Below are 19479 nucleotides of genomic sequence, written 5' to 3'. Positions count from 1 at the left end.
CATCGGAAAGAGGACCGACATGCGCCGCATCTACAAGACGACGACAGCGATCGTGACCTGCCTGTCCCTGATCGCCCCGCACCTGGCGGTGGCACAGGTGGCACAGGACGAACAGGTCCAAGGCGCTGACGGGCAGGTCATCCTGCCCCAGGACCAGCCCGGCGAGGCCGCGGCCGAGGCCGAGCAGGCACAGGAGCCCGGCCCCGACCAGGCCGAGGCCGCAAGGCCGGAGGCCCAGCCCCAGGCCGAGCAAGAGCAGCCCCGCGAACCGCAGCCCCAAGGCGGGGCACCCGAAACGACCGGAGAGCCCGCCGAGCAGCCACAAGCGCGACAAGGCGGCCAGCCCGCCGAAGCGCAGCAGGAACCCGGGCAACAACCCCGGAGCGAGGCCGCCCCCGAGGCACAGGACGCCGCGCCCGCTCCGCAGGCGCCCTCGCCCAAGCCGGAGGTGACGCAGGCCGAGGAACCCCGCGCCAAGCCGCCGGTGGTCGAGGCCGGCGAGCCGCCGGCCAAGCCCCAGGCCGCGCAGCCCGATCAGGCGGCTGGGCAAAGCGAGCTTCCCGCCTCCAAGCCCGACACGCCCGAAGCGGTCACCACAACCGACCCGGCCCCGACACAGCGGCCGCAACCGGACAACGCCGGTCCGCAGGACAGCCGCTCGGCCGCGCCGGCGGAATCGGCCGAGGATGCCGAGGCACTGAAAAAGGCGCTGGAGGCGGAGGCCGCGGCAGAAGCCGCCCCGCAAGACCCGCAGCCCGAACAGGCCGGCGAGCCGCAGACGGCGGCGCCCGACCAGCAGCAGGACGATGCCGCGCAACGGCAAGTGCAAGAGGCAGAGCCGGCCCAGCCCGCGGAGCAGCGTAGCGATGACGCGCGGCCCTCCGATTCGCCGGATGCGCAGGAACTCGAACGCCGGCTCCAGGAACAGGCGCAAGGCGCCGGGACCGAGGCTGACGCGCAACGCCCCGCAGACGGGGAGCGCCCGGACGCGCAGGAGTTGGAGCGCCGCTTGCAGGAACAGGCGGATGGCCAGGCGCAGCCGGAACCCGGCCAGGCGCAACCGGAACAACCCGGCCAGGCGCAGCCCGAGCAGGCCGCGGAGGTGCAGGCGCCCGAAGCCCAGGCCCAGCCGAACGCCGTGGCGCAACGCGCCGCCGAGGAGGTTGCGCCTGCCGCGGCCGCCGCGCTGGCGGCCGGCGAGGAGGAGAATGAAGGCCAGGGCGAGCTGAACGAGGTGCAGATCACCGACGAGAACGCCCGCAGCTCGGCCGAGGAATTCGCCACCTCGGTCGCCCAGGGCCTGCAACAGCAGCAAACCGCCGCCGATCCCCAGGCCGAGCAAGCCGGTCGCGATGACGACGACGACACGGTCAAGGACATCGCCAAGCTGCTGCTTGCCGGCGCGGCCGGCATGGCGGTCGGCAAGATGCTGTCGAACGACCGGCAGGTGGCGCTGAACACCGGCGACCGGGTCGTGGTCACGCTGCCCGACGGCAGCCAGCAGGTCATCAAGGACGACAATGCCCTGCTATACCGGCCCGGCTCGAACGTGCGCACCGAAACCTTCGAGGACGGCTCGACCCGGACCACGGTGCTGCGCGAGGATGGCAGCCGCGTCGTCACCATCCGCGATGCGAACATGAACATCCTGCGCCGCACCCTCCTGCGCGCCGATGGCAGCGAGACCCGGCTCATCGACGATACCGAGGCGCAGCCGGTGCAGATCTCGACCCTGCCCGCACCGCCGCCGGTCCGCATCAACCGCGAGCGGCTGGACGAGGCCGCGCTGCGCGAGGCGCTGCGCCGCGAGGCGGCCATCGACCGCCGCTTCAGCCTGGGCCAGATCCGCAACATCCCCGAAGTGCGCGCCCTGGTCGCGCCGGTGAACGTGCCCGAGATCACCTTCGACACCGGCTCCTCGGCCATCACCCCGGACCAGGCGCAGCAACTGGCGACGCTGGGCAAGGTGATCCGCGACAGCATCGACCAGAACCCGCGCGAGATCTACATGATCGAGGGCTATACCGATGCCGTCGGCTCGGACGCCGCCAATCTGGCCCTGTCGGACCGCCGCGCGGAATCGGTGGCGCTGGCGCTGACGGAATATTTCCAGGTGCCGCCCGAGAACATGGTGGTGCAGGGCTATGGCGAGCAGTTCCTGCTGGTGCCGACCGACGGGCCCGAGCGACAGAACCGCCGCGTCGCCGTGCGCCGCATCACCGATCTGCTGGCGCAGAACTGACTGCCGGGCCTTGCGAGCCCGGGTCGTCAAGCCCGCAGCCGCGGGATCGGAAGAGAAGCAAGCCGCGGGGCCCGTCCCCGCGGCTGACGGCTGCTTTCTGCACGACCCCGCGCAAATCGAAAGGGCACCCACGAATCGCCAGGACCCGCATCGGAGAGACGATGGCTTGGCGCTTCAAGCAATCTTCCTCGCCCGAGAAGCGATACTCTCCTCCGTGCATATGCCGGCAGTAGCGGTGCGACCAGCCGGGACCGGCCGAGGCAGAAGACCCTCGGCCAGGGCATAGCCGACCTCCATAAGCATCAGGCGGCAACGCGCGGCATCCCGCAGCCGGGCGAGGCGCGCCGCACGCTCGCCGTGCCGGTTCCGCGGCCGGAAAACGTGACGGACTTGATCGTCCGGCAACGAACCGTCCGCGATGCGCTGAAGGTCGTGTCGTCCAAGGAGGAGACTCGGGCTTGCCATGCGGCGGATTAGCTGCCCGACGCCGCTCTTCTGCCTAGGGAACCCAAGGCGAACCGCCGGCGCCCCCTGCGGGGGCGCGGCCCGCCGCGGGTCCGCCGGGCATCCGCCGGTTCAGGAACGGGACAGATCCTCGGCCCCGGGGTTTCGCGGCTCGGAACTCCCCGGCGGGAGGGGTGAATCCGGAAATCCTCCGCCCCGTGCTGCGAAGCGGCCACACCAGCCCCCACATGCAGGCCGGGACGCGCCGGCAAAGGGCCGGACACGGCGGCTGACCGGTTCCGGCCGGGCGTTCAGCCCAGCGAATAGCCGGTGCCTCGCACCGTGCGCACCGGATTGTCGCCGCCATGCGCCATCAGCGCCTTGCGCAACCGCCCGACATGGACGTCGATGGTGCGCGTGTCGACATAGATGTCGCGGCCCCAGACCCGGTCCAGCAATTGCTCGCGCGTCCAGACCCGGCCGGGTTTTTCCATCAGCGTCGAGAGCAGGCGGAACTCGGTCGGGCCCAGGTGCAGCGGCTGGCCGCCGCGAAACACCCGATGCTCGCCCGCGTCCAGGATGATGTCGCCGAAACTGAGCCTTTCGCCCATCGAGGCCGGGCGGGTGCGGCGCAGCTGGGTGCGCAGCCGCGCCATCAGCTCGACCACCGAATAGGGCTTGACCACGTAATCGTCGGCCCCCGTCTCGAGCCCGCGCACCCGGTCCACCTCCTCGGAGCGGGCGGACAGCATGATGATCGGGATCTGGCGCGTCGAGGGATCGGCCTTGACCCGGCGGCAGACCTCGATGCCGCTGACATTGGGCAGCATCCAGTCCAGCACGATCAGGTCGGGCTGCTCCTCGGCGACCAGCAGCATCGCCTCGTCGCCGTTCTCGGCCAGCACCACGTCGAAACCCTCGGCCTCGAGGTTGTATTTCAGCACCTCGCGCTGTGCGCCTTCGTCCTCGACGACCAGGACACAGGGTTGGGTCTGCGCCATGGATCAGGCCCCCTCCATGCGCGGCACGCTTTCGCCCTTGGGCCGCGGCTCCTCGGGCAGCTCGCCCGTGGCCAGATAGATCACCTGCTCGGCGATGCCGGTGGCGTGGTCGCCCATGCGCTCGATGTTCTTGGCGATGAAATGCAGGTGCATGCAGGCGGTGATGTTGCGCGGATCCTCCATCATGTAGGTCAGGAACTCGCGGAACAGCGCGTTATACATCTGGTCCACTTCCAGGTCGCGCTTGCGCACGTCGCCGGCCAGCGCCGCGTCGCGTTGGATATAGCTGTCCAGCGCGTCCTTCATCATCGCCTCGACCGTGGCTGACATGCGGCGCAGCGCCATGCCGGCGCCTTCGATGGCCGGCATCTCGGCCAGGACATGGCTGCGCTTGGCGATGTTCTTGGCGTAATCGCCGACACGTTCCAGGATATGCGAGATTTTGATGACCGACAGCACCATGCGCAGGTCGGTGGCCCGCGGCGCGCGCAGCGCGATCAGCCGCGCCGCCTCCTCGTTGATCTGATGCTCCAGCGCGTCGATGGCCTTGTCGCGGCGGCGGATCTCGTCGGCCAGTTCGCCGTCGCGGGTTTCCAGCGCGGTGGCGGCGTCGTGGATGGCGCTTTCGACCATGCCGCCCATCTTGACGACCAGCGCCTGCACGGTTTCCAGATCGCGGTCGAAGGCCGAGAGGATATGGCGTTCGTTGTTCATGTCAGCTCCTGTCCGGCTCAGCCGATGCGGCCCGAGATATAGCTTTCGGTGCGCGGATCGCGCGGATTGGTGAAGATGTCGTCGGTATTGCCGTATTCCACCAGATTGCCGAGGTGGAAGAAGGCGGTCTTCTGGCTGACGCGTGCGGCCTGCTGCATGGAATGGGTCACGATCACCACCGAGAATTCGGCGCGCAGCTGGTCGATCAGCTCCTCGATCTGGCTGGTGGCGATGGGATCCAGCGCCGAGCAGGGCTCGTCCATCAACAGCACCTCGGGCTGGGTCGCCACGGCGCGGGCGATGCAGAGCCGCTGCTGCTGGCCGCCGGACAGGCCGGTGCCGGGATCGCTCAGCCGGTCCTTGACCTCGTTCCACAGCGCCGCGCCGCGCAGCGATTTCTCGACGATCTCGTCCAGCTCGGCGCGGTTGCGCGCCAGGCCGTGGATGCGCGGGCCATAGGCCACGTTGTCATAGATCGACTTCGGAAAGGGATTCGGCTTCTGGAACACCATGCCGACGCGGGCGCGCAGCTGCACCGGGTCCACGCGCCTGTCATAGATGTCCTCGCCGTCGAGCGTGATCTTGCCCTCGACGCGGCTGATGTCGATGGTGTCGTTCATGCGGTTCAGGCAGCGCAGGAAGGTCGATTTCCCGCAGCCCGAAGGACCGATGAAGGCGGTCACGGTCTTGTCCAGCAGATCGACGTTCACGTCCTTGATCGCGTGCTTTTCGCCATACCAGACCTGCACGTCCCGCGCCGAGATCTTGATTTCCGTCTGGTCCACGCTGCGCTCCAGAAGTCTCATGTCGTTCATATCGGGTCTCCTTCCCGAGATTACCACCGGCGCTCGAACTTGCGGCGCAGGAGGATGGCAAGCAGGTTCATGCAGAGCAGGAACACCAGAAGCACGATGATGGCGCCCGAGGCGCGCTCGATAAAGGCGGGATCGGCGCGCTGGGTCCAGTTATAGACCTGCACCGGCAGGGCCGAGGCGGGTTCGAACAGCCCGTCCGGTGGGGCCGAGGGGAAGTTCTTGACGAAGGCCACCATGCCGATCAGCAGCAGCGGCGCGGTTTCGCCCAGGGCCTGGGCCAGGCCGATGATGGTGCCGGTCAGGATGCCCGGCATGGCCAGCGGCAGGACGTGGTGGAACACCGACTGCATCCTCGATGCCCCCACCCCCAGCGCCGCGTCGCGGATCGAGGGCGGCACCGCCTTCAGCGCGGCGCGGGTGGCGATGATGATGGTGGGCAGCGTCATCAGCGTCAGCACCAGGCCGCCGACGATGGGCGCCGATTGCGGCAGGCCGGCGAAGTTGATGAAGGCGGCAAGGCCCAGGATGCCGAAGACGATGGAGGGCACCGCGGCGAGGTTCGAGATATTGACCTCGATGATGTCGGTCCAGCGGTTCCTGGGCGCGAACTCCTCGAGATAGATCGAGGCGGCGACGCCGATCGGCACCGCAAGCACCAGCACCACCAGCATCATGTAGAGCGAGCCGAGGATGGCGATGCCCACGCCCGCGGCCTCGGGGCGCTGATCCGAGGCATCGGGGCTGGTCAGGAAGGACCAGTTCCATTGCGTCGCCAGCATCCCCTGCGCCTTGAGCGCATCGGCCAGCTGCAACTGCGCCGGCGAGGTATTGGCGTCGCGGGCCGCGCTCTCCATGCTGACACGGCCCTTGTAATAGCCGTCCACCCGGCCGTTCACCAGCACGCGGGCCTCGACGGTCTGGCCGATCAGTTCGGGATCGGCCAGCACGCGGTTGCGCAACTGCGCCGAAGCCTCCTTGGAGATCAGGTTCGAGACGTCCTTGGCCGACAGGTCGGCGATGGCGATGCCCTTGTCGGCAATGGCCTGTTCCAGCGATTGTTGCAGGATCTTGCCATAGGTCAGGGTCAGGACCTTGCGCAGATCGGCAGGGTCGCGGTTGCCGGTCTTGTCCAGTTGCGCGGCGTCCAGCGTCACCGGGATTTCCAGATAGGTCTGGCGAAAGGCGCCGAGGCCGCCGGTCAGGATGGTGAACAGCAGGATCACCAGCATGACCATCGAGATCACGATGGCGCCCAGCCCATAGGCGCGGAACCGCGCCTCGGCGGCGTTGCGCTTGCGGGTGCGCGGATCGGCGACTAGAAGCGAGGGCCGGGGCTGTGCGCCGTGAAGGGTTGCGTCGCTCATTCGTATTGCTCCCGGTATTTGCGCACGACGTAGAGGGCGACGATGTTCAGCCCCAGGGTGATGACGAAAAGGGTCAGCCCCAGCGCAAAGGCGACCAGCGTCTCGGGCGCCGCGAAATCGTTGTCGCCGGTCAGCTGGCTGACGATCTTGACGGTGATCGTGGTCATGGCCTCGAACGGGTTCATGTCCATGCGGGCGGCGGCCCCCGCGCCCAGCACGACGATCATCGTCTCGCCGATGGCACGCGAGGCGGCCAGCAGGATGGCCCCGACGATGCCGGGCAGCGCGGCGGGCAGCACCACCTTGCGGATGGTCTCGGATTGCGTCGAGCCCAGCCCCAGCGCGCCGTCGCGCAAGCTTTGCGGCACGGCGTTGATGATGTCATCCGACAGCGAGCTGACGAAGGGGATCAGCATGATGCCCATCACCAGCCCCGCGGTCATCACCGACGCGCCGGAATTGCCCAGGCCCAGCGGCTGGGCGAAATAGTCGCGCAGCATCGGCCCGACGGTGATCAGCGCGAAAAGGCCGTAGACGATGGTCGGGATGCCGGCGAGCACCTCGATCGCCGGCTTGGCCACGCTGCGCAGCTTGGCCGAGGCGTATTCGGACATGTAGATCGCCGCGAACAGCCCGATCGGCACCGAGACCGCCAGCGCGATCAGCGAGATGTAGATTGTCCCCCACAGCAGCGGCAGGATGCCCAGCTGCGAGCCGCCGCCGAAGCGCGGCGACCAGGTCGTGCCGAAGAAGAAATCCTGCCACGGGTATTGCTGGAAGAAATGCCCGGTCTCGAACAGCATCGAAAAGACGATCCCGGCGGTGGTCAGGATGGCGATGCTGGAGCACAGGATCAGCAGGCCCTTGACCATGCTTTCGACCGCATTGCGGGCGCGGAAGCCCGGCGCGCTGCGGCTGAGCGCGACGCCGAGGCCGGCGGCGGCCAGGATCAGCGCCAGCACCGCGACCGGCGTCGCATTCGCGGCCGGCAGCAGGAAGCGCCAGATCGCAATCAGGAACAGCGCCGGCAGCGCCGTCAGCAGCGCCGCGTTCCAGCCGTGATAGCTGGGCCGCGAATGCAGCCGCCGGGTATCGCCCCCGGCCAGCGCGACGACGCGCGCGCGGGTGACAAGATAGCCCGCGCCGGCAAGGACAAGGACGATCAGCAAGGTCCATGAGACAGGCATGTGAGCCCTCGAGACAGGGAAAACGAAATGGGCGCGGGGTCCCTCCCCCGCGCCCGGCAGATCATTGGGCGATGGTCGCTTCTTCGGCGACGGCTGCCTGGGTCGCCGCCAGTTCCGGATCCGCCACCAGGCCATAGGCGGCCAGCGGCCCCTCTGGCCCGGCCAGTTCGTCCGAGACGAAGAATTCCGCGAACTCCTTCAGCCCCGGCACGGTGCCGACATGCTGTTTCTTGACATAGAAGAACAGCGGCCGCGAAACCGGATACTCGCCCGAGGCGATGGTCTCGGTCGAGGGCGTGACGCCCGCGATGGTCGCGACCTTCAGCTTGTCGGTGTTGTTTTCATAGAAGGACAGGCCGAAGACGCCGATGCCGTTCTTGGCCGACTGGATGCGGGCCAGGGTCTCGGTATAGTCGCCGTCGATGTCGATGGACTTGCCGTCGGTGCGCAGCGCCATGCAGGCCGAGGCGCCCTCTTCCTCGCCCTTTTCGGCCTTCAGAACCTCGGCCGCGCCCGATTCCTCGCAACCCGCGGCGATCACCTTTTCCTCGAAGACCTCGCGGGTGCCGTGCTTGGTGCCGGGCACGAAGGCCAGGATCTCCTGGTCCGGCAGCTCGGCGCGGATATCGCTCCATTTGGCATAGGGGTTCGGGACCACCTTGCCGTCGACCACGACCTCGGCGGCCAGCGCGTTGAACCAGTCGGCCGGGGTGAAGGCGAAGTCGTTGCCGGCGATGTCGCTGGCGAAGACGATGCCGTCATAGCCGATGCGGACCTCCATGATATCGGTCACGCCGGCGGCCTTGCAGGCCTCGATCTCGCTGTCCTTGATCGGGCGGCTGGCATTGGCGATGTCGATGGTATTCTCGCCCACGCCCTCGCAGAACTTCTTCAGACCGGCCGAGGAACCGCCCGATTCCACCACCGGGGTCGGGAAATCGGTATTCTCGCCAAAGGCCTCGGCGACGATGGTCGAATAGGGCAGCACCGTGGACGAGCCCGAAACCTGGATCTGGTCGCGGGCGGCGGCAGCCGTGGCCGAAGCAGCGATCACGGCCAGCGCCGACACGGTGAATTTCGCGGATTTCATAGGATCACTCCTGACATTTCCATGGGGCCGGATTCGGCCTGCGCGTTCTCTAGAACGCCGGTGCGACGGTTATGCGAAAGCAATGTAACAGTTGCGTAACAAAGCAGGAGTATTTGCAAAACGGTGAAAGGCGGAAACCCGCCGCGCCCGGGCCTTCTCCGTTTTCCAAATACTCCATGGGGTGAATTGGCCCGGAACGGGCCAAGAGGGGAACAGCGTTCCCCTCCCCTTCCCCGCCCATCGCGCGCCTTGCCTAGCCGATCCGGCCGCGCTGCCCGCCGGTCTGCGCCCGGTCGAGCAGCAGATGGTCCAGAACCACGCAGGCCGCCATGGCCTCGGCGATGGGCACGGCGCGGATGCCGACGCAGGGGTCGTGCCGGCCCTTGGTGATCAGCTCGATCTCCTCGCCCTTCTGGTTGATGGTGCGGCGCGGGGTCAGGATCGAGCTGGTCGGCTTGACCGCAAATCGCACCACGATGTCCTGCCCGGTCGAAATGCCGCCCAGAATCCCGCCGGCATGGTTCGAAAGGTAGCGCGGTCCCTCATTGCCCATGCGGATCTCGTCGGCATTCGCGGTCCCTGTCAGGGCGGCCGCCGCCATGCCCTCGCCGATCTCGACGCCTTTCACCGCATTGATCGACATCATCGCGGCGGCAAGGTCGGTGTCGAGCTTGGCATAGACCGGGGCGCCAAGGCCGGGCGGGCACCCCTGGATCAGCACCTCGACGGCGGCGCCGACACTGTCCTGCGCCTTGCGTATCGCGTTCAGGTAGTCCTCCCATGCCGGCACGGCCGAGGCATCGGGCAGGAAGAACGGGTTATTGCCGATCTCGGCCGCATCGAATTTCGTCCGGTCCAGGTGCAGCTCGCCCATCTGCACCATGTAGCCGGTGATCTTCAGCCCCGGCACCAGGTCGCGCAGCACCGCTTGCGCCACGCCACCCGCCGCCACGCGCGCCGCCGTCTCCCGCGCGCTGGAGCGCCCGCCGCCGCGATAGTCGCGGAGGCCGTATTTCAGGTGATAGGCGATGTCGGCATGGCCGGGCCGAAAGGCCTGGGCGATCTCGCCGTAATCCTTGCTGCGCTGGTCGGTGTTCTCGATCATCAACTGGATCGGCGTGCCGGTGGTCCTGCACTCGAAGGTGCCCGAGAGGATGCGCACCTGGTCCGGCTCCTGGCGCTGGGTGGTAAATTTCGAGCTGCCGGGGCGGCGGCGATCCAGGAATTGCTGGATCCAGCCCTCGTCCAGCGCCACGCCGGGCGGGCAGCCGTCCACCGTGGCGCCCAGCGCCGGGCCGTGGCTTTCGCCCCAGGTGGTGAAGGTGAAGACGCGACCGAAGGTGTTGAAGCTCATGGTTCCCGGACCCCCTTTTTGCCTGCGATAGCCGCAGGCCGGGCAAGGGGCAATGCCCGGCCGCGATTCGGCTGCGAAGAAGCACCGCCGCCAGTCGCATCGCGAATCGGAAATTTCAAGAAAGTTATCCTTTTTCTATAAGGATTAGGAGCGTTTCACACGACGATCACGCCCGCCGGCGCATTATGATGGTCGCAAGGCAGACCGACCATCCGCAACATCGGGACGCCAAGAGGACGGAACCGATGACGATGGCCCGGCCAACTGGCCGCAGGGGCAGTGGGTTATACTGACGAACGCTTTTCTGGACCCGGGACCCCCTCCTCGGGCTTGGGGAACGATATGCCTTATGGCGCCGACGGTGCCGACATGCATGAGAATGGTGGTAACGATTATGTCCAAGGTTGTGCCGGCAACGACTGCATTTCAGCCAAGGCCGGCACGATCACCCGCAACGACGACTCCAAGCCGGGCCGGAACCGACAGGATCCGGCCCGGCAACGGGCGTGACATGCCTCGCGGGTGACAGGGCAACGATTCTTGGGCCGCCGAAGTGCTGGCGGCCCGAAAACCTGCCTGCAATGGCGAGGGAAACGGGGGCGCGGCCGGCAAGGCTGCGCCCCTGCCTGTCCCTTGGGCGGGAACCCGCCGGCCCCTGCGGCGATTGGGAAACAGGGCGGCGGCTTGCAACCAAGGCGGGTTGCCCTGAAGGGGTGATCGGATCACCCTTTCCGTCACGAGCCCGGAAACCAGGGGGGATCACAAATGACGACCGCTACAGGAACCAGGACGGAACCCGAGCAGCACGCGCTCAGGCGGGTCATCGGACCGAAGCTGCTTTTGCTTTTCATCGTAGGCGACATTCTCGGCACCGGGGTCTATGCGCTGACCGGCACCGTGGCGGGCGAGGTGGGCGGCGCGGCCTGGGCGCCGTTCCTGGTCGCCTTTCTCGTCGCCACCATCACCGCGCTGTCCTATCTGGAACTGGTCACGCGCTATCCGCAGGCGGCGGGCGCGGCGCTTTACACCCATCGCGCCTTCGGCATCCATTTCCTGACCTTCCTGGTGGCCTTCACCGTGATGTGCTCGGGGATCACCTCGGCCTCGACGGCGTCGAACGCCTTCGCCGGCTTTCTGAACGACGGCTTCGGCCTGGGCTTCAGCAAGGACGGCAACGGCATCCTGGTCATCGCGCTGGGGTTCATGGCGCTGGTGGCCGCGATCAACTTCCGCGGCGTCGGCGAGAGCGTAAAGGCCAATGTGGTGCTGACCTGCATCGAGCTTTCCGGCCTGCTGATGATCATCTTCATCGGCTTTTACGCCATGGGCCAGGGCCGGGCGGATTTCAGCGAAGTGATGATCTTCCGCTCGTCCGACGAAAAGGGCGCCTTCCTGGCGCTGACCGCCGCGACGGCTCTGGCCTTCTTTGCCATGGTCGGTTTCGAGGATTCGGTGAACATGGCCGAGGAGGTCACGGACCCGGTCCGCATCTTTCCGCGCATCATGCTGACCGGCCTGGGCATTACCGGCGCGATCTATGTGCTGGTGGCGATCTGCGCCGTGGCGCTGGTGCCGGTGGGCGATCTGTCGGACCCCGACAAGGGTTCGGCCCTGACGCAGGTGGTGCGGGCGGGGGCGCCGAACTTCCCCTTCGACAAGATCTTTCCCTTCATCGGCATGTTCGCGGTGGCGAATTCGGCGCTGATCAACATGCTGATGGCCAGCCGGCTGCTTTACGGCCTGGCCCGGCAGGGGGTGCTGCCGCATGGGCTGGGGCTGGTGCATCGCGAACGGCGCACGCCCTGGGTGGCGATCATCTTCACCACGCTGCTGGCCTTCGGGCTGATCTATTTCGTCGTCACCCGCTCGGACCTGCCGGCGGTCAGCCTGCTGGGCGGCACCACGGCCCTGCTGCTGCTATGCGTCTTTACCGTGGTGAACATCTCGCTGCTGGTGCTGCGCAAGCGCCCGGTCGAGCGGCAGCATTTCAAGGCGCCGGGCTGGGTGCCCTGGGTCGGCGCGGTGACCTGCGCCTTCCTTGCCGGGCCCTGGGCGCGCTCGGCCGCGCAGATGGACCAATACAAGGTGGCGGGTTGGCTGATCGGCATCGGCGTGATTCTGTGGGCTGCGACCTATCTGTGGAACCGCGCCACCCACCATCACGTGCCGGGCGGCCTGGAGCATATCGAGGAACTGGCCGAGCATCACGGCGATTCGACCCGGAACTGACCTTCCCGGGACCGGCCGGCAGCCAGCGCGCCGGCCGGTCGAGCGCGCGCTCGGCGCTCGGCGCCCGGTGTTCGCCGCCGCGGTTGCATGAGTATTTGGGAAACGGTGAAGGCAAGGGCGCGGCAGGGCGCGGCGGAGGCGAAGGTTGCATGGCATCGCCCCCGCCAGCGCTGTCGGCCGGGGCGATGCCGCTGCCTCAGTCCTGGCCGCCGTCCTCGACTCCGGCGACGCGCTCTGCATCCTCGCGGCCGCGGAACCCCTGCGCCACCACGAATTTCTCGGAGGAATCCGAGCGGCTGGCCGGCGGCTTCACATTCGCCACCTTGCGGAAATTGCGCTTGAGCATGGCCTGCATCTCGTTCTCGGCCCCGCCGGCCAGCACCTTGGCGACGAAGGTGCCGCCGGGCTCCAGCACGTCGAAGGCCAGCTGCGCCGCCGCCTCGACCAACGCCACGATGCGCAGATGGTCGGTGCCCTTGTGCCCGGAGGAGGCCGCCGCCATGTCGGACATCACCACATCGGCCCGCCCCCCCAGCCAGGCCTTGACCTGTTCGTCGGCGCCGTCCGACAGGAAATCCAGCTGATGGATCTCGGCCCCCGGAATCGGATCGACCTCTTGCAGGTCCACGCCCAGCACCCGGCCGATCCTCTTGCCGGGCTTATCGCCCAGCGCGTTGACGCGCGCGACCGCCACCTGGCACCAACCGCCCGGCGCGCAGCCCAGGTCGACCACGCGCGCGCCGGGCACCAGGAAGCGATACTTGTCGTCCAGCTCCAGGATCTTGTAGGCGGCGCGGCCGCGATAACCCTCGCGTTTCGCCCTGGCGACGTAAGGGTCGTTCAACTGCCGCTCCAGCCAGAGCGTGCTGGAAAGCTTGCGCCCCTTGGCCGATTTGACCCGCACCCGCAGGTCGCGCTGGCCGCGGCCCGAGCTCTTGCGCCCGGAGCCCGGCTTCTTGTCTTCGCTCATCTCATGCCACCCCGTTCATTCCGTCCGGGGCCAGCACCCCGTCCTTGACCATCTGCGCATAAAGCAGCCCCTCGCGCAGGCCGCGATCGGCGACCGACAGCCGCGTCGTCGGCCAGACCCGCATCAGCGTTTGCAGGATCGCGGCGCCCGACATGATCAGCGCATGCCGCTCGCGCCCGATGCGGGGGTCGGCACGCCGCCCCTCGGGGCCCAGCGCCAGGTAGTCGCGGATCACCCGGTCGATCTGGGCCGAGCTCATGATCAACCCGTCCACCTTGGTCCGGTCATAGCGGCGCAGGCCCAGATGGCTGGCCGCCACCGTGGTCACCGTGCCCGAGGTGCCGATGATCTGGAACCCCTCCTCCATGGTCTGGGCCAGGGCATAGGGGGCGAAATCCGCCAGCATCTCCTCGAAATGCCAGGACATCAGCGCGAAGCGACCCTGATCGTCCTCGACATCCTCGAACTGGTCGCGCAGCGTGGCGACGCCCAACGGCACGCTGATCCAGTCCACCACCCGGGCCCCGCCCGGCTGCGGATCGCGGAAGCCGTCGCCCAGCCGCATGATCGCCCGCGACCGCTCCTTGGGATCGACATCCTCCAGGTCGATCCAGACCAGCTCGGTCGAGCCGCCGCCGATATCGACGACCAGCAATTGCTCGGTGCGCTGGCTGACCAGCGGCGCGCAGGAGATCACGGCCAGCCGCGCCTCCTCCTCGGCGTCGATGATCTCGACCGGCAGGCCGGTCTCGCGCCGGATCATGCGCAGGAAATCGCGGCTGTTGCGCGCGCGCCGGCAAGCCTCGGTCGCGACCAGCCGCATACGCGTGACCTCATGCGCCTCGAGCTTGCGCCGGCACACCTGCAAGGCATGCACCGTCCGCGCCATCGAGGGACGCGACAGCCTGCCTGATGCCTCGAGGCCGTGCCCCAGCTGGACCGGCTTCGAGAAACTGTCGACCACCTGGAACTGGCTGCCCGCGGGACGGGCAATCAGCATCCGGCAGCTGTTCGTGCCAAGATCCAGAGCCGCGTAAAGCGGCCCGTCCTCGGCCGGGCGGGTGGCGAAAGGCTCGACCGTTTTTCTCGGGAACGCGTCCGCACCCGCAGGACGCCTGGGCGCCATGGTCACGCCCTCCGATAACAAGTTGGTCCGAAAGTAACCTGCGCCCGGCGGTCGTTCAAGGGGGCGCGCCTCTCGACAGGGACGCGGGGGCGGGCTATGCCCTGCCCATGATCGTGATCGCCGCATTCATCCTTGGCGCAGCGATCGGCTGGATGCGCGCCGCGAAAGCCGGCGGCAACCGCGCCGACAAGCTGCAATATGCCGCCGCCCATGCCCTGGCGCTGACCGTGCTGGGGGTGTTCCTGACCATATTGCTCAGCCGGATGGGCTGATGTTCCGGCCGTTCCTCGACAGTCTGCGCAGGCATGGGGTGCCAGCCAGCCTGCGGGAATATCTGGACCTGCTGGCGGGGCTGCAAGCCGGGCTGTCGGATTGGTCGCCCGAGGGCTTCTATCACCTCGCCCGCGCCACGCTGGTCAAGAACGAGGCGCATATCGACCGATTCGACCGCGCCTTTGCCGAAGCCTTCTCGGGCCTCGACGAGATCCCGGTCGAGGCGCTGGTGAACGAGGTCTCGATCCCGCGCGACTGGCTGGAAAAGCTGGCCGAGAAGCTGCTCACGCCCGAGGAACGCGCCGCCATCGAGGGCGCCGGTTCTTTCGAGGAACTGATGAAGCGCCTGCGCGAGCGGCTGGCCGAGCAGCAGGGCCGCCACCAGGGCGGCAACAAGTGGATCGGCACCGCCGGCACTTCGCCCTTCGGCGCCTATGGCTACAATCCCGAGGGCGTGCGCATCGGGCAAGCCGAAAGCCGTCACCGCCGCGCCGTCAAGGTCTGGGACAAGCGCGAGTTCCGCGACTTCGACGATTCGGTCGAACTGGGCACCCGCAACATCAAGGTGGCGCTCAAGCGGCTGCGGCAATGGGCGCGGCACGGCGCACTGGAGGAGCTGGACCTGCCCGGCACCATCCGCGCCAGCGCCGAGCACGGCTATATCGACGTCCAGACCCGGCCCGAGCGGCACAATGCCGTGAAGGTGCTGCTGTTCCTCGACGCCGGCGGCAGCATGGACGACCATTCCCGGCTGGTGGACGAGCTGTTCTCGGCCACCCGCGCCGAGTTCAAGCACCTGGAGCATTTCTACTTCCACAATTGCGTCTACGAGGCCTTGTGGAAGGACAACCGCCGCCGCTGGACCGAGACCACGCCCACCTGGGAGGTCATCAACCGCTTCGGTCGCGACTACAAGGCGATCTTCGTCGGCGACGCCTCGATGTCGCCCTATGAGATCGCCATCCCCGGCGGCGCCAACGAGCATTGGAACCCCGAATCGGGCGAGACCTGGCTCAGACGCCTGCGGGAGGCCTGGCCCGACCACGTCTGGCTGAACCCGGTGCCGCGCGCGCATTGGGGCCATACCCGGTCCATCACCATGGTCCGCGAGATCTTCGAGGACCGCATGCAGCCCCTGACGCTGGAGGGGCTGACCCAGGCCATGCGCATCCTTGGCTGACCGCCGCTCGATGCCCATATTGCGCTTATGCTGAAGCTGACGCCGATCCTGCTGATCCTGCTCTATGCCGCCGCAATGTGGTTCTTTTCCGCATGGCGGCTGAAGGCCGAGCTGAACGCCAAATCCACGCCGCTGCGCCATCCCCGGCTGGTGCCGATGCTGGAGCGGCTGGGCCGGGCCATGGACCTGCCCTCGGTGCGGGCGCATGTCTACGAGGTCGGGCATGTGAACGGGCTGGCCGCGCCGGACGGCCGCATCTTCCTGACCCGCGGTTTCCTCGACCGGCTGGACCAGGGCGAAGTGACCGAGGCCGAGCTGGCTTCGGTCATCGCGCATGAGCTGGGCCATGTCGCCCATGGCCATACCCGCCGCCGCATGGTGGACTTTGCCGGCCAGAACGTGGTGCGCATGGTGCTGGCGGGCGTGCTGGGCCGCTTCCTGCCCGGCATCGGCGTCTGGATCGCCAATCTCGCCGCCAGCGCCATCGCCGCCCGGCTGTCGCGCCAAGATGAATTCGAGGCCGACGCCTTCGCCAGCGCGCTGATGGTCAAGGCCGGACTGGGCACCGCGCCGCAGAAAAGCCTGTTTCGCAAGCTCGACCGGCTGGCGGGCGCGGGCCGGGCGGGCGCGCCGGCCTGGCTGCTCTCGCATCCGCCGGCCGAGGCGCGCATCGCCGCCATCGAAAAGCTCGAGGCGCGCTGGGGCGCGGCCTGACTTGCCGGCCGGCGCGGATGGGCTATTCTGCCTGCGCAAGCAAACGTTTATTTCATGACCCGCCCCTTTCGCCGCCGCGTGCTCTACATCCCGGGCTATGACCCGATCCCGCCCCGCCGCTATCGCGAGCTTTACAAGCGCGAGGGGGCGGAACAGGCCCGCATCTCGGGCTACGAGCTGCGCTTCGGCCCGCGCCGCGACCGCAAGGGCTTTGGCTGGGGCGTTCTCGGCGATTTCGCCGGCCGGCAGGCCGAGGCCGAGGTCGAGGTGCTGGTCTGGGCCGATATCGTACAGGGCTCGATGGGCCAGGGCATTCTGGCGACCTATGGCCAGCTGTTCCGCACCGCCTGGGCCTATATCGGCTCGGGCGCGCTGTTCCGGCTGATGCGGCTGCGCCGCGGCCCGGTGATCGCGGCGCTCTACCCGGTGGTGGTGCTGCTGGCGCAACTGCTGTCAGCGGCCCTGGCCGGGGCGCTGATCGGCTGGGCGCTGGGGCGGCTGACTGGGCTCGGCTGGTGGCTGGGCGGGCCTGTCATGCTGGGGCTGACCTGGGCCGGGCTGCATCTATGGCGGCGCATCGACGGCAAGATCTTCGCCTGGTATCTGATGCACGACTATGCCTTCACCGCCCAAGGCCAGGGCGCCTATCCCCCGGCATTGGAAGCGCGGCTGGCGCAATTCGCCGACCGCATCGCCGAGGTGCTGGCGGGCGACTGGGACGAGGTGCTGGTGATCGGCCACAGCTCCGGGGCCTATCTGGGCGTCTCGGTGCTGGCGGACCTGATCCGCTCCGGCCGGGTGCCGGCGTCAGGGCCGCGCCTCTCCTACCTGTCGCTCGGCCATGTCGTGCCGATGGCGTCGTTCCTGCCGCGCGCCAACCGGCTGCGCGCCGACCTGCGCGATCTCGCGGCGCGCGAGGAGCTCGACTGGATCGATGTCACCGCCCCTGGCGACGCCTGCTCGTTCGGCCTCTGCGATCCGGTCGCCGTCTCCGGCGTCGAGCCGCCCGGCCGCCGGCATCCGCTGGTGCTTTCCGCTGCCTTCACCCGGACGCTTTCGCCCGAAAAGCGGCGGGAATTGCGCGGGCGCTGGTTCCGGCTGCATTTCCAGTATCTCTGCGCCTTCGACCGGCCGGGCGACTACGACTACTTCGCCATCACCGCGGGACCGTTGACGCTGGGCCAGCGTTTCGCCGGGCGCGGCCATTCGCCGGGCCGCATCGCACGCGCCGTGAACCGCTGGGTCGCGACATGATCCCGCCCAAACCGCCCGCCCGGCCGGGAAAAGCCTCGGTCTGGCGCTTCATCCGCGACTTCCGCCGCGACATCCTGTCGGCGCAATCCGACCGGCTCTATCGCGCCTGGATGGCCGAGTTCCGCGGCCCCTTCATCCACAGCTTCACCTGCAACGACCCGGCGCTGGTCGAGCTGATCCTGAAGAAGCGGCCGATGGATTTCCCGAAATCGCCGCGCATGGCTGCCGGGCTGCAACCGCTGCTGGGCAATTCCAGCTTCATCTCGAACGGCGAGACCTGGCTGCACCAGCGCCGCATCATCGACCCCGCCTTCGAGGGCGGAAGGCTGCGTGAGGTCTTCCCGGCGATGTGGGACGCGGCCCTGGCCGGCGTCGCCCGGCTGGCGCCGCTGGCCGACGGGACCGAAATCGACATCGAACCCCAGACCAGCCACATCGCCGCCGACGTGATCTTCCGCACCCTGTTCTCGATCCCGATCGAGGACGCGACCGCCGCCCAGGTCTTCCAGGCCTTCCGCGACCATCAGGACGCGCAGCCGATGGTGAACCTGGGCGGGCTGATGGCCCTGCCCCGCTGGGCGCGGCTGCACACCCGCCGGGTGCGCCAGACCGCGCGCCGCATCCGCGCCCTGATCCGCCAGCTGGTCTCGGCCCGCGCCGCCGAGATCGCCGCCGGCACCGCGCCGCAGGATCTCGCCACCAAGATCATGACCACCCCCGACCCGCAGACCGGCCGGATCTTCGGCGAAGCCGAGATGATCGACGAGGTCGCGACCTTCTTCCTCGCCGGGCACGAAACCGGCGCCTCGGCCCTGGCCTGGGCGCTCTATCTGCTGGCGGAAAGCCCGGACTGGCAGGACCGGCTGGCCAAGGAGGCGCGGCAGAACCTCGCCGCCGATTTCGCCGCGATCCGCAACCTGCCGCTGGCCCGCGCCGTCTTTCGCGAGGCGCTGCGGCTCTACCCGCCCGTCGCCATGACCGTGCGGCAATGCCGGCAGACCGAAACCCTGCGCGACCGCAAGGCCCCCAGGGGCGCGCAACTCGTGCTGTCGCCCTGGCACCTGCACCGCCACGAGCGGCTCTGGGACGACCCCGACCGCTTCGACCCGTCGCGCTGGGAGACCGAGAACGGCAAGGCCTGCCAGCGCGACGCCTTCATCCCCTTCTCGGCCGGCCCCCGCGCCTGCCCCGGCGCCGGCTTCGCGATGATCGAGGGACCGCTGATCCTCGCGGCCTTGGTCCGCGCCTATCGCCTCGAACCCGGCCGCGAACGCCCGGTCCCGATCATGCGGCTGACGCTGCGGGGCAAGGAGGGCATCCGCCTGTGCCTTTCCCCAAGGCAAACCTGCTGACCCGCGCCCGCCCCACCCCCAAAGCACCGCCGCCAAGGCATTTCTTCGTTGCCCAAATACCCATGCAACGCCGGAAGCCGGCGCAAACCCCGCCGCCCCGCGCTGGCATTTCCACCGCCCGCCCCGGCAATTCGCCAACCGACCCCGGCGCAGCCCGGCACTTGGCCAAA

General features: G+C 68.3%; 16 protein-coding genes. 7 read left to right on the top strand and 9 right to left on the bottom strand.

The window, feature by feature from the left end; all coding sequences use genetic code 11:
- Positions 1-19 precede the first annotated feature (19 nt).
- Positions 20-2242, top strand: a complete 2223-nt coding sequence (locus AQY21_RS25070; protein ID WP_058100308.1) for an OmpA family protein — start codon at positions 20-22, stop codon at positions 2240-2242.
- Positions 2243-2997: 755 nt separating this feature from the next.
- Here AQY21_RS25070 and phoB read toward each other — a convergent pair.
- The 7 genes from phoB to aroC form a co-directional block, all read right to left on the bottom strand.
- On the bottom strand, positions 2998-3687 hold the full coding sequence (gene phoB / locus AQY21_RS25060; protein WP_058100306.1) for a phosphate regulon transcriptional regulator PhoB: 690 nt from the start codon (positions 3685-3687) through the stop codon (positions 2998-3000).
- A gap of 3 nt (positions 3688-3690) precedes the next feature.
- Positions 3691-4401, bottom strand: coding sequence for a phosphate signaling complex protein PhoU (gene phoU / locus AQY21_RS25055; protein ID WP_058100305.1), 711 nt, complete (start codon positions 4399-4401; stop codon positions 3691-3693).
- A 17-nt stretch (positions 4402-4418) separates the two neighbouring features.
- Entirely contained in the window at positions 4419-5216 is a 798-nt protein-coding gene (pstB, locus tag AQY21_RS25050; protein ID WP_058100304.1) for a phosphate ABC transporter ATP-binding protein PstB, read from the bottom strand.
- Positions 5217-5236: 20 nt separating this feature from the next.
- Positions 5237-6580, bottom strand: a complete 1344-nt coding sequence (gene pstA, locus AQY21_RS25045) for a phosphate ABC transporter permease PstA (protein ID WP_058100303.1) — start codon at positions 6578-6580, stop codon at positions 5237-5239.
- Positions 6577-7767, bottom strand: a complete 1191-nt coding sequence (pstC, locus tag AQY21_RS25040) for a phosphate ABC transporter permease subunit PstC (protein WP_058100302.1) — start codon at positions 7765-7767, stop codon at positions 6577-6579. Before pstC ends, pstA begins: the two co-directional genes overlap by 4 nt.
- A 61-nt stretch (positions 7768-7828) precedes the next feature.
- The gene (locus tag AQY21_RS25035) at positions 7829-8857 is read right to left on the bottom strand and encodes a substrate-binding domain-containing protein (RefSeq protein WP_058100301.1); all 1029 of its coding nucleotides are present in this window, start codon (positions 8855-8857) and stop codon (positions 7829-7831) included.
- Between the two features lie 253 nt (positions 8858-9110).
- Entirely contained in the window at positions 9111-10211 is a 1101-nt protein-coding gene (gene aroC, locus AQY21_RS25030) for a chorismate synthase (protein ID WP_058100300.1), read from the bottom strand.
- Between the two features lie 765 nt (positions 10212-10976).
- Here aroC and AQY21_RS25025 point away from each other — a divergent pair.
- Entirely contained in the window at positions 10977-12440 is a 1464-nt protein-coding gene (locus AQY21_RS25025; RefSeq protein WP_058100299.1) for an APC family permease, read from the top strand.
- Positions 12441-12636: 196 nt separating this feature from the next.
- Here AQY21_RS25025 and AQY21_RS25020 read toward each other — a convergent pair whose 3' ends face one another.
- Entirely contained in the window at positions 12637-13410 is a 774-nt protein-coding gene (locus AQY21_RS25020; protein ID WP_058100298.1) for an RlmE family RNA methyltransferase, read from the bottom strand.
- Between the two features lies 1 nt (position 13411).
- Positions 13412-14536 (bottom strand): Ppx/GppA phosphatase family protein, encoded by a 1125-nt coding sequence (locus AQY21_RS25015; protein ID WP_058100297.1) that lies wholly within the window; start codon positions 14534-14536, stop codon positions 13412-13414.
- Positions 14537-14643: 107 nt separating this feature from the next.
- Here AQY21_RS25015 and AQY21_RS29455 point away from each other — a divergent pair, with 107 nt between their 5' ends.
- From AQY21_RS29455 to AQY21_RS24995, 5 genes are read left to right on the top strand one after another with little or no spacing between them, the layout of a single operon-like run.
- Positions 14644-14808 (top strand): hypothetical protein, encoded by a 165-nt coding sequence (locus AQY21_RS29455; RefSeq protein WP_203416659.1) that lies wholly within the window; start codon positions 14644-14646, stop codon positions 14806-14808.
- A complete protein-coding gene (locus tag AQY21_RS25010; protein ID WP_058100296.1) occupies positions 14808-15989 on the top strand; it encodes a VWA domain-containing protein in 1182 nt (393 codons plus the stop codon). The genes AQY21_RS29455 and AQY21_RS25010 overlap by 1 nt, the downstream gene beginning before the upstream one ends.
- 27 nt (positions 15990-16016) lie before the next feature.
- Positions 16017-16703, top strand: a complete 687-nt coding sequence (locus AQY21_RS25005; RefSeq protein ID WP_058100295.1) for a M48 family metallopeptidase — start codon at positions 16017-16019, stop codon at positions 16701-16703.
- Between the two features lie 54 nt (positions 16704-16757).
- Complete coding sequence (locus AQY21_RS25000; RefSeq protein WP_058100294.1) at positions 16758-17957, top strand: hypothetical protein; 1200 nt, start codon at positions 16758-16760, stop codon at positions 17955-17957.
- Positions 17954-19309, top strand: a complete 1356-nt coding sequence (locus AQY21_RS24995; RefSeq protein WP_058100293.1) for a cytochrome P450 — start codon at positions 17954-17956, stop codon at positions 19307-19309. The genes AQY21_RS25000 and AQY21_RS24995 overlap by 4 nt, the downstream gene beginning before the upstream one ends.
- Positions 19310-19479 lie beyond the last annotated feature (170 nt).

This window comes from Paracoccus sp. MKU1 (assembly GCF_001447385.1).
In the GTDB taxonomy this organism is placed as follows: Bacteria; Pseudomonadota; Alphaproteobacteria; order Rhodobacterales; family Rhodobacteraceae; genus Paracoccus.
This window is presented reverse-complemented; position numbering and strand designations above follow the sequence as displayed.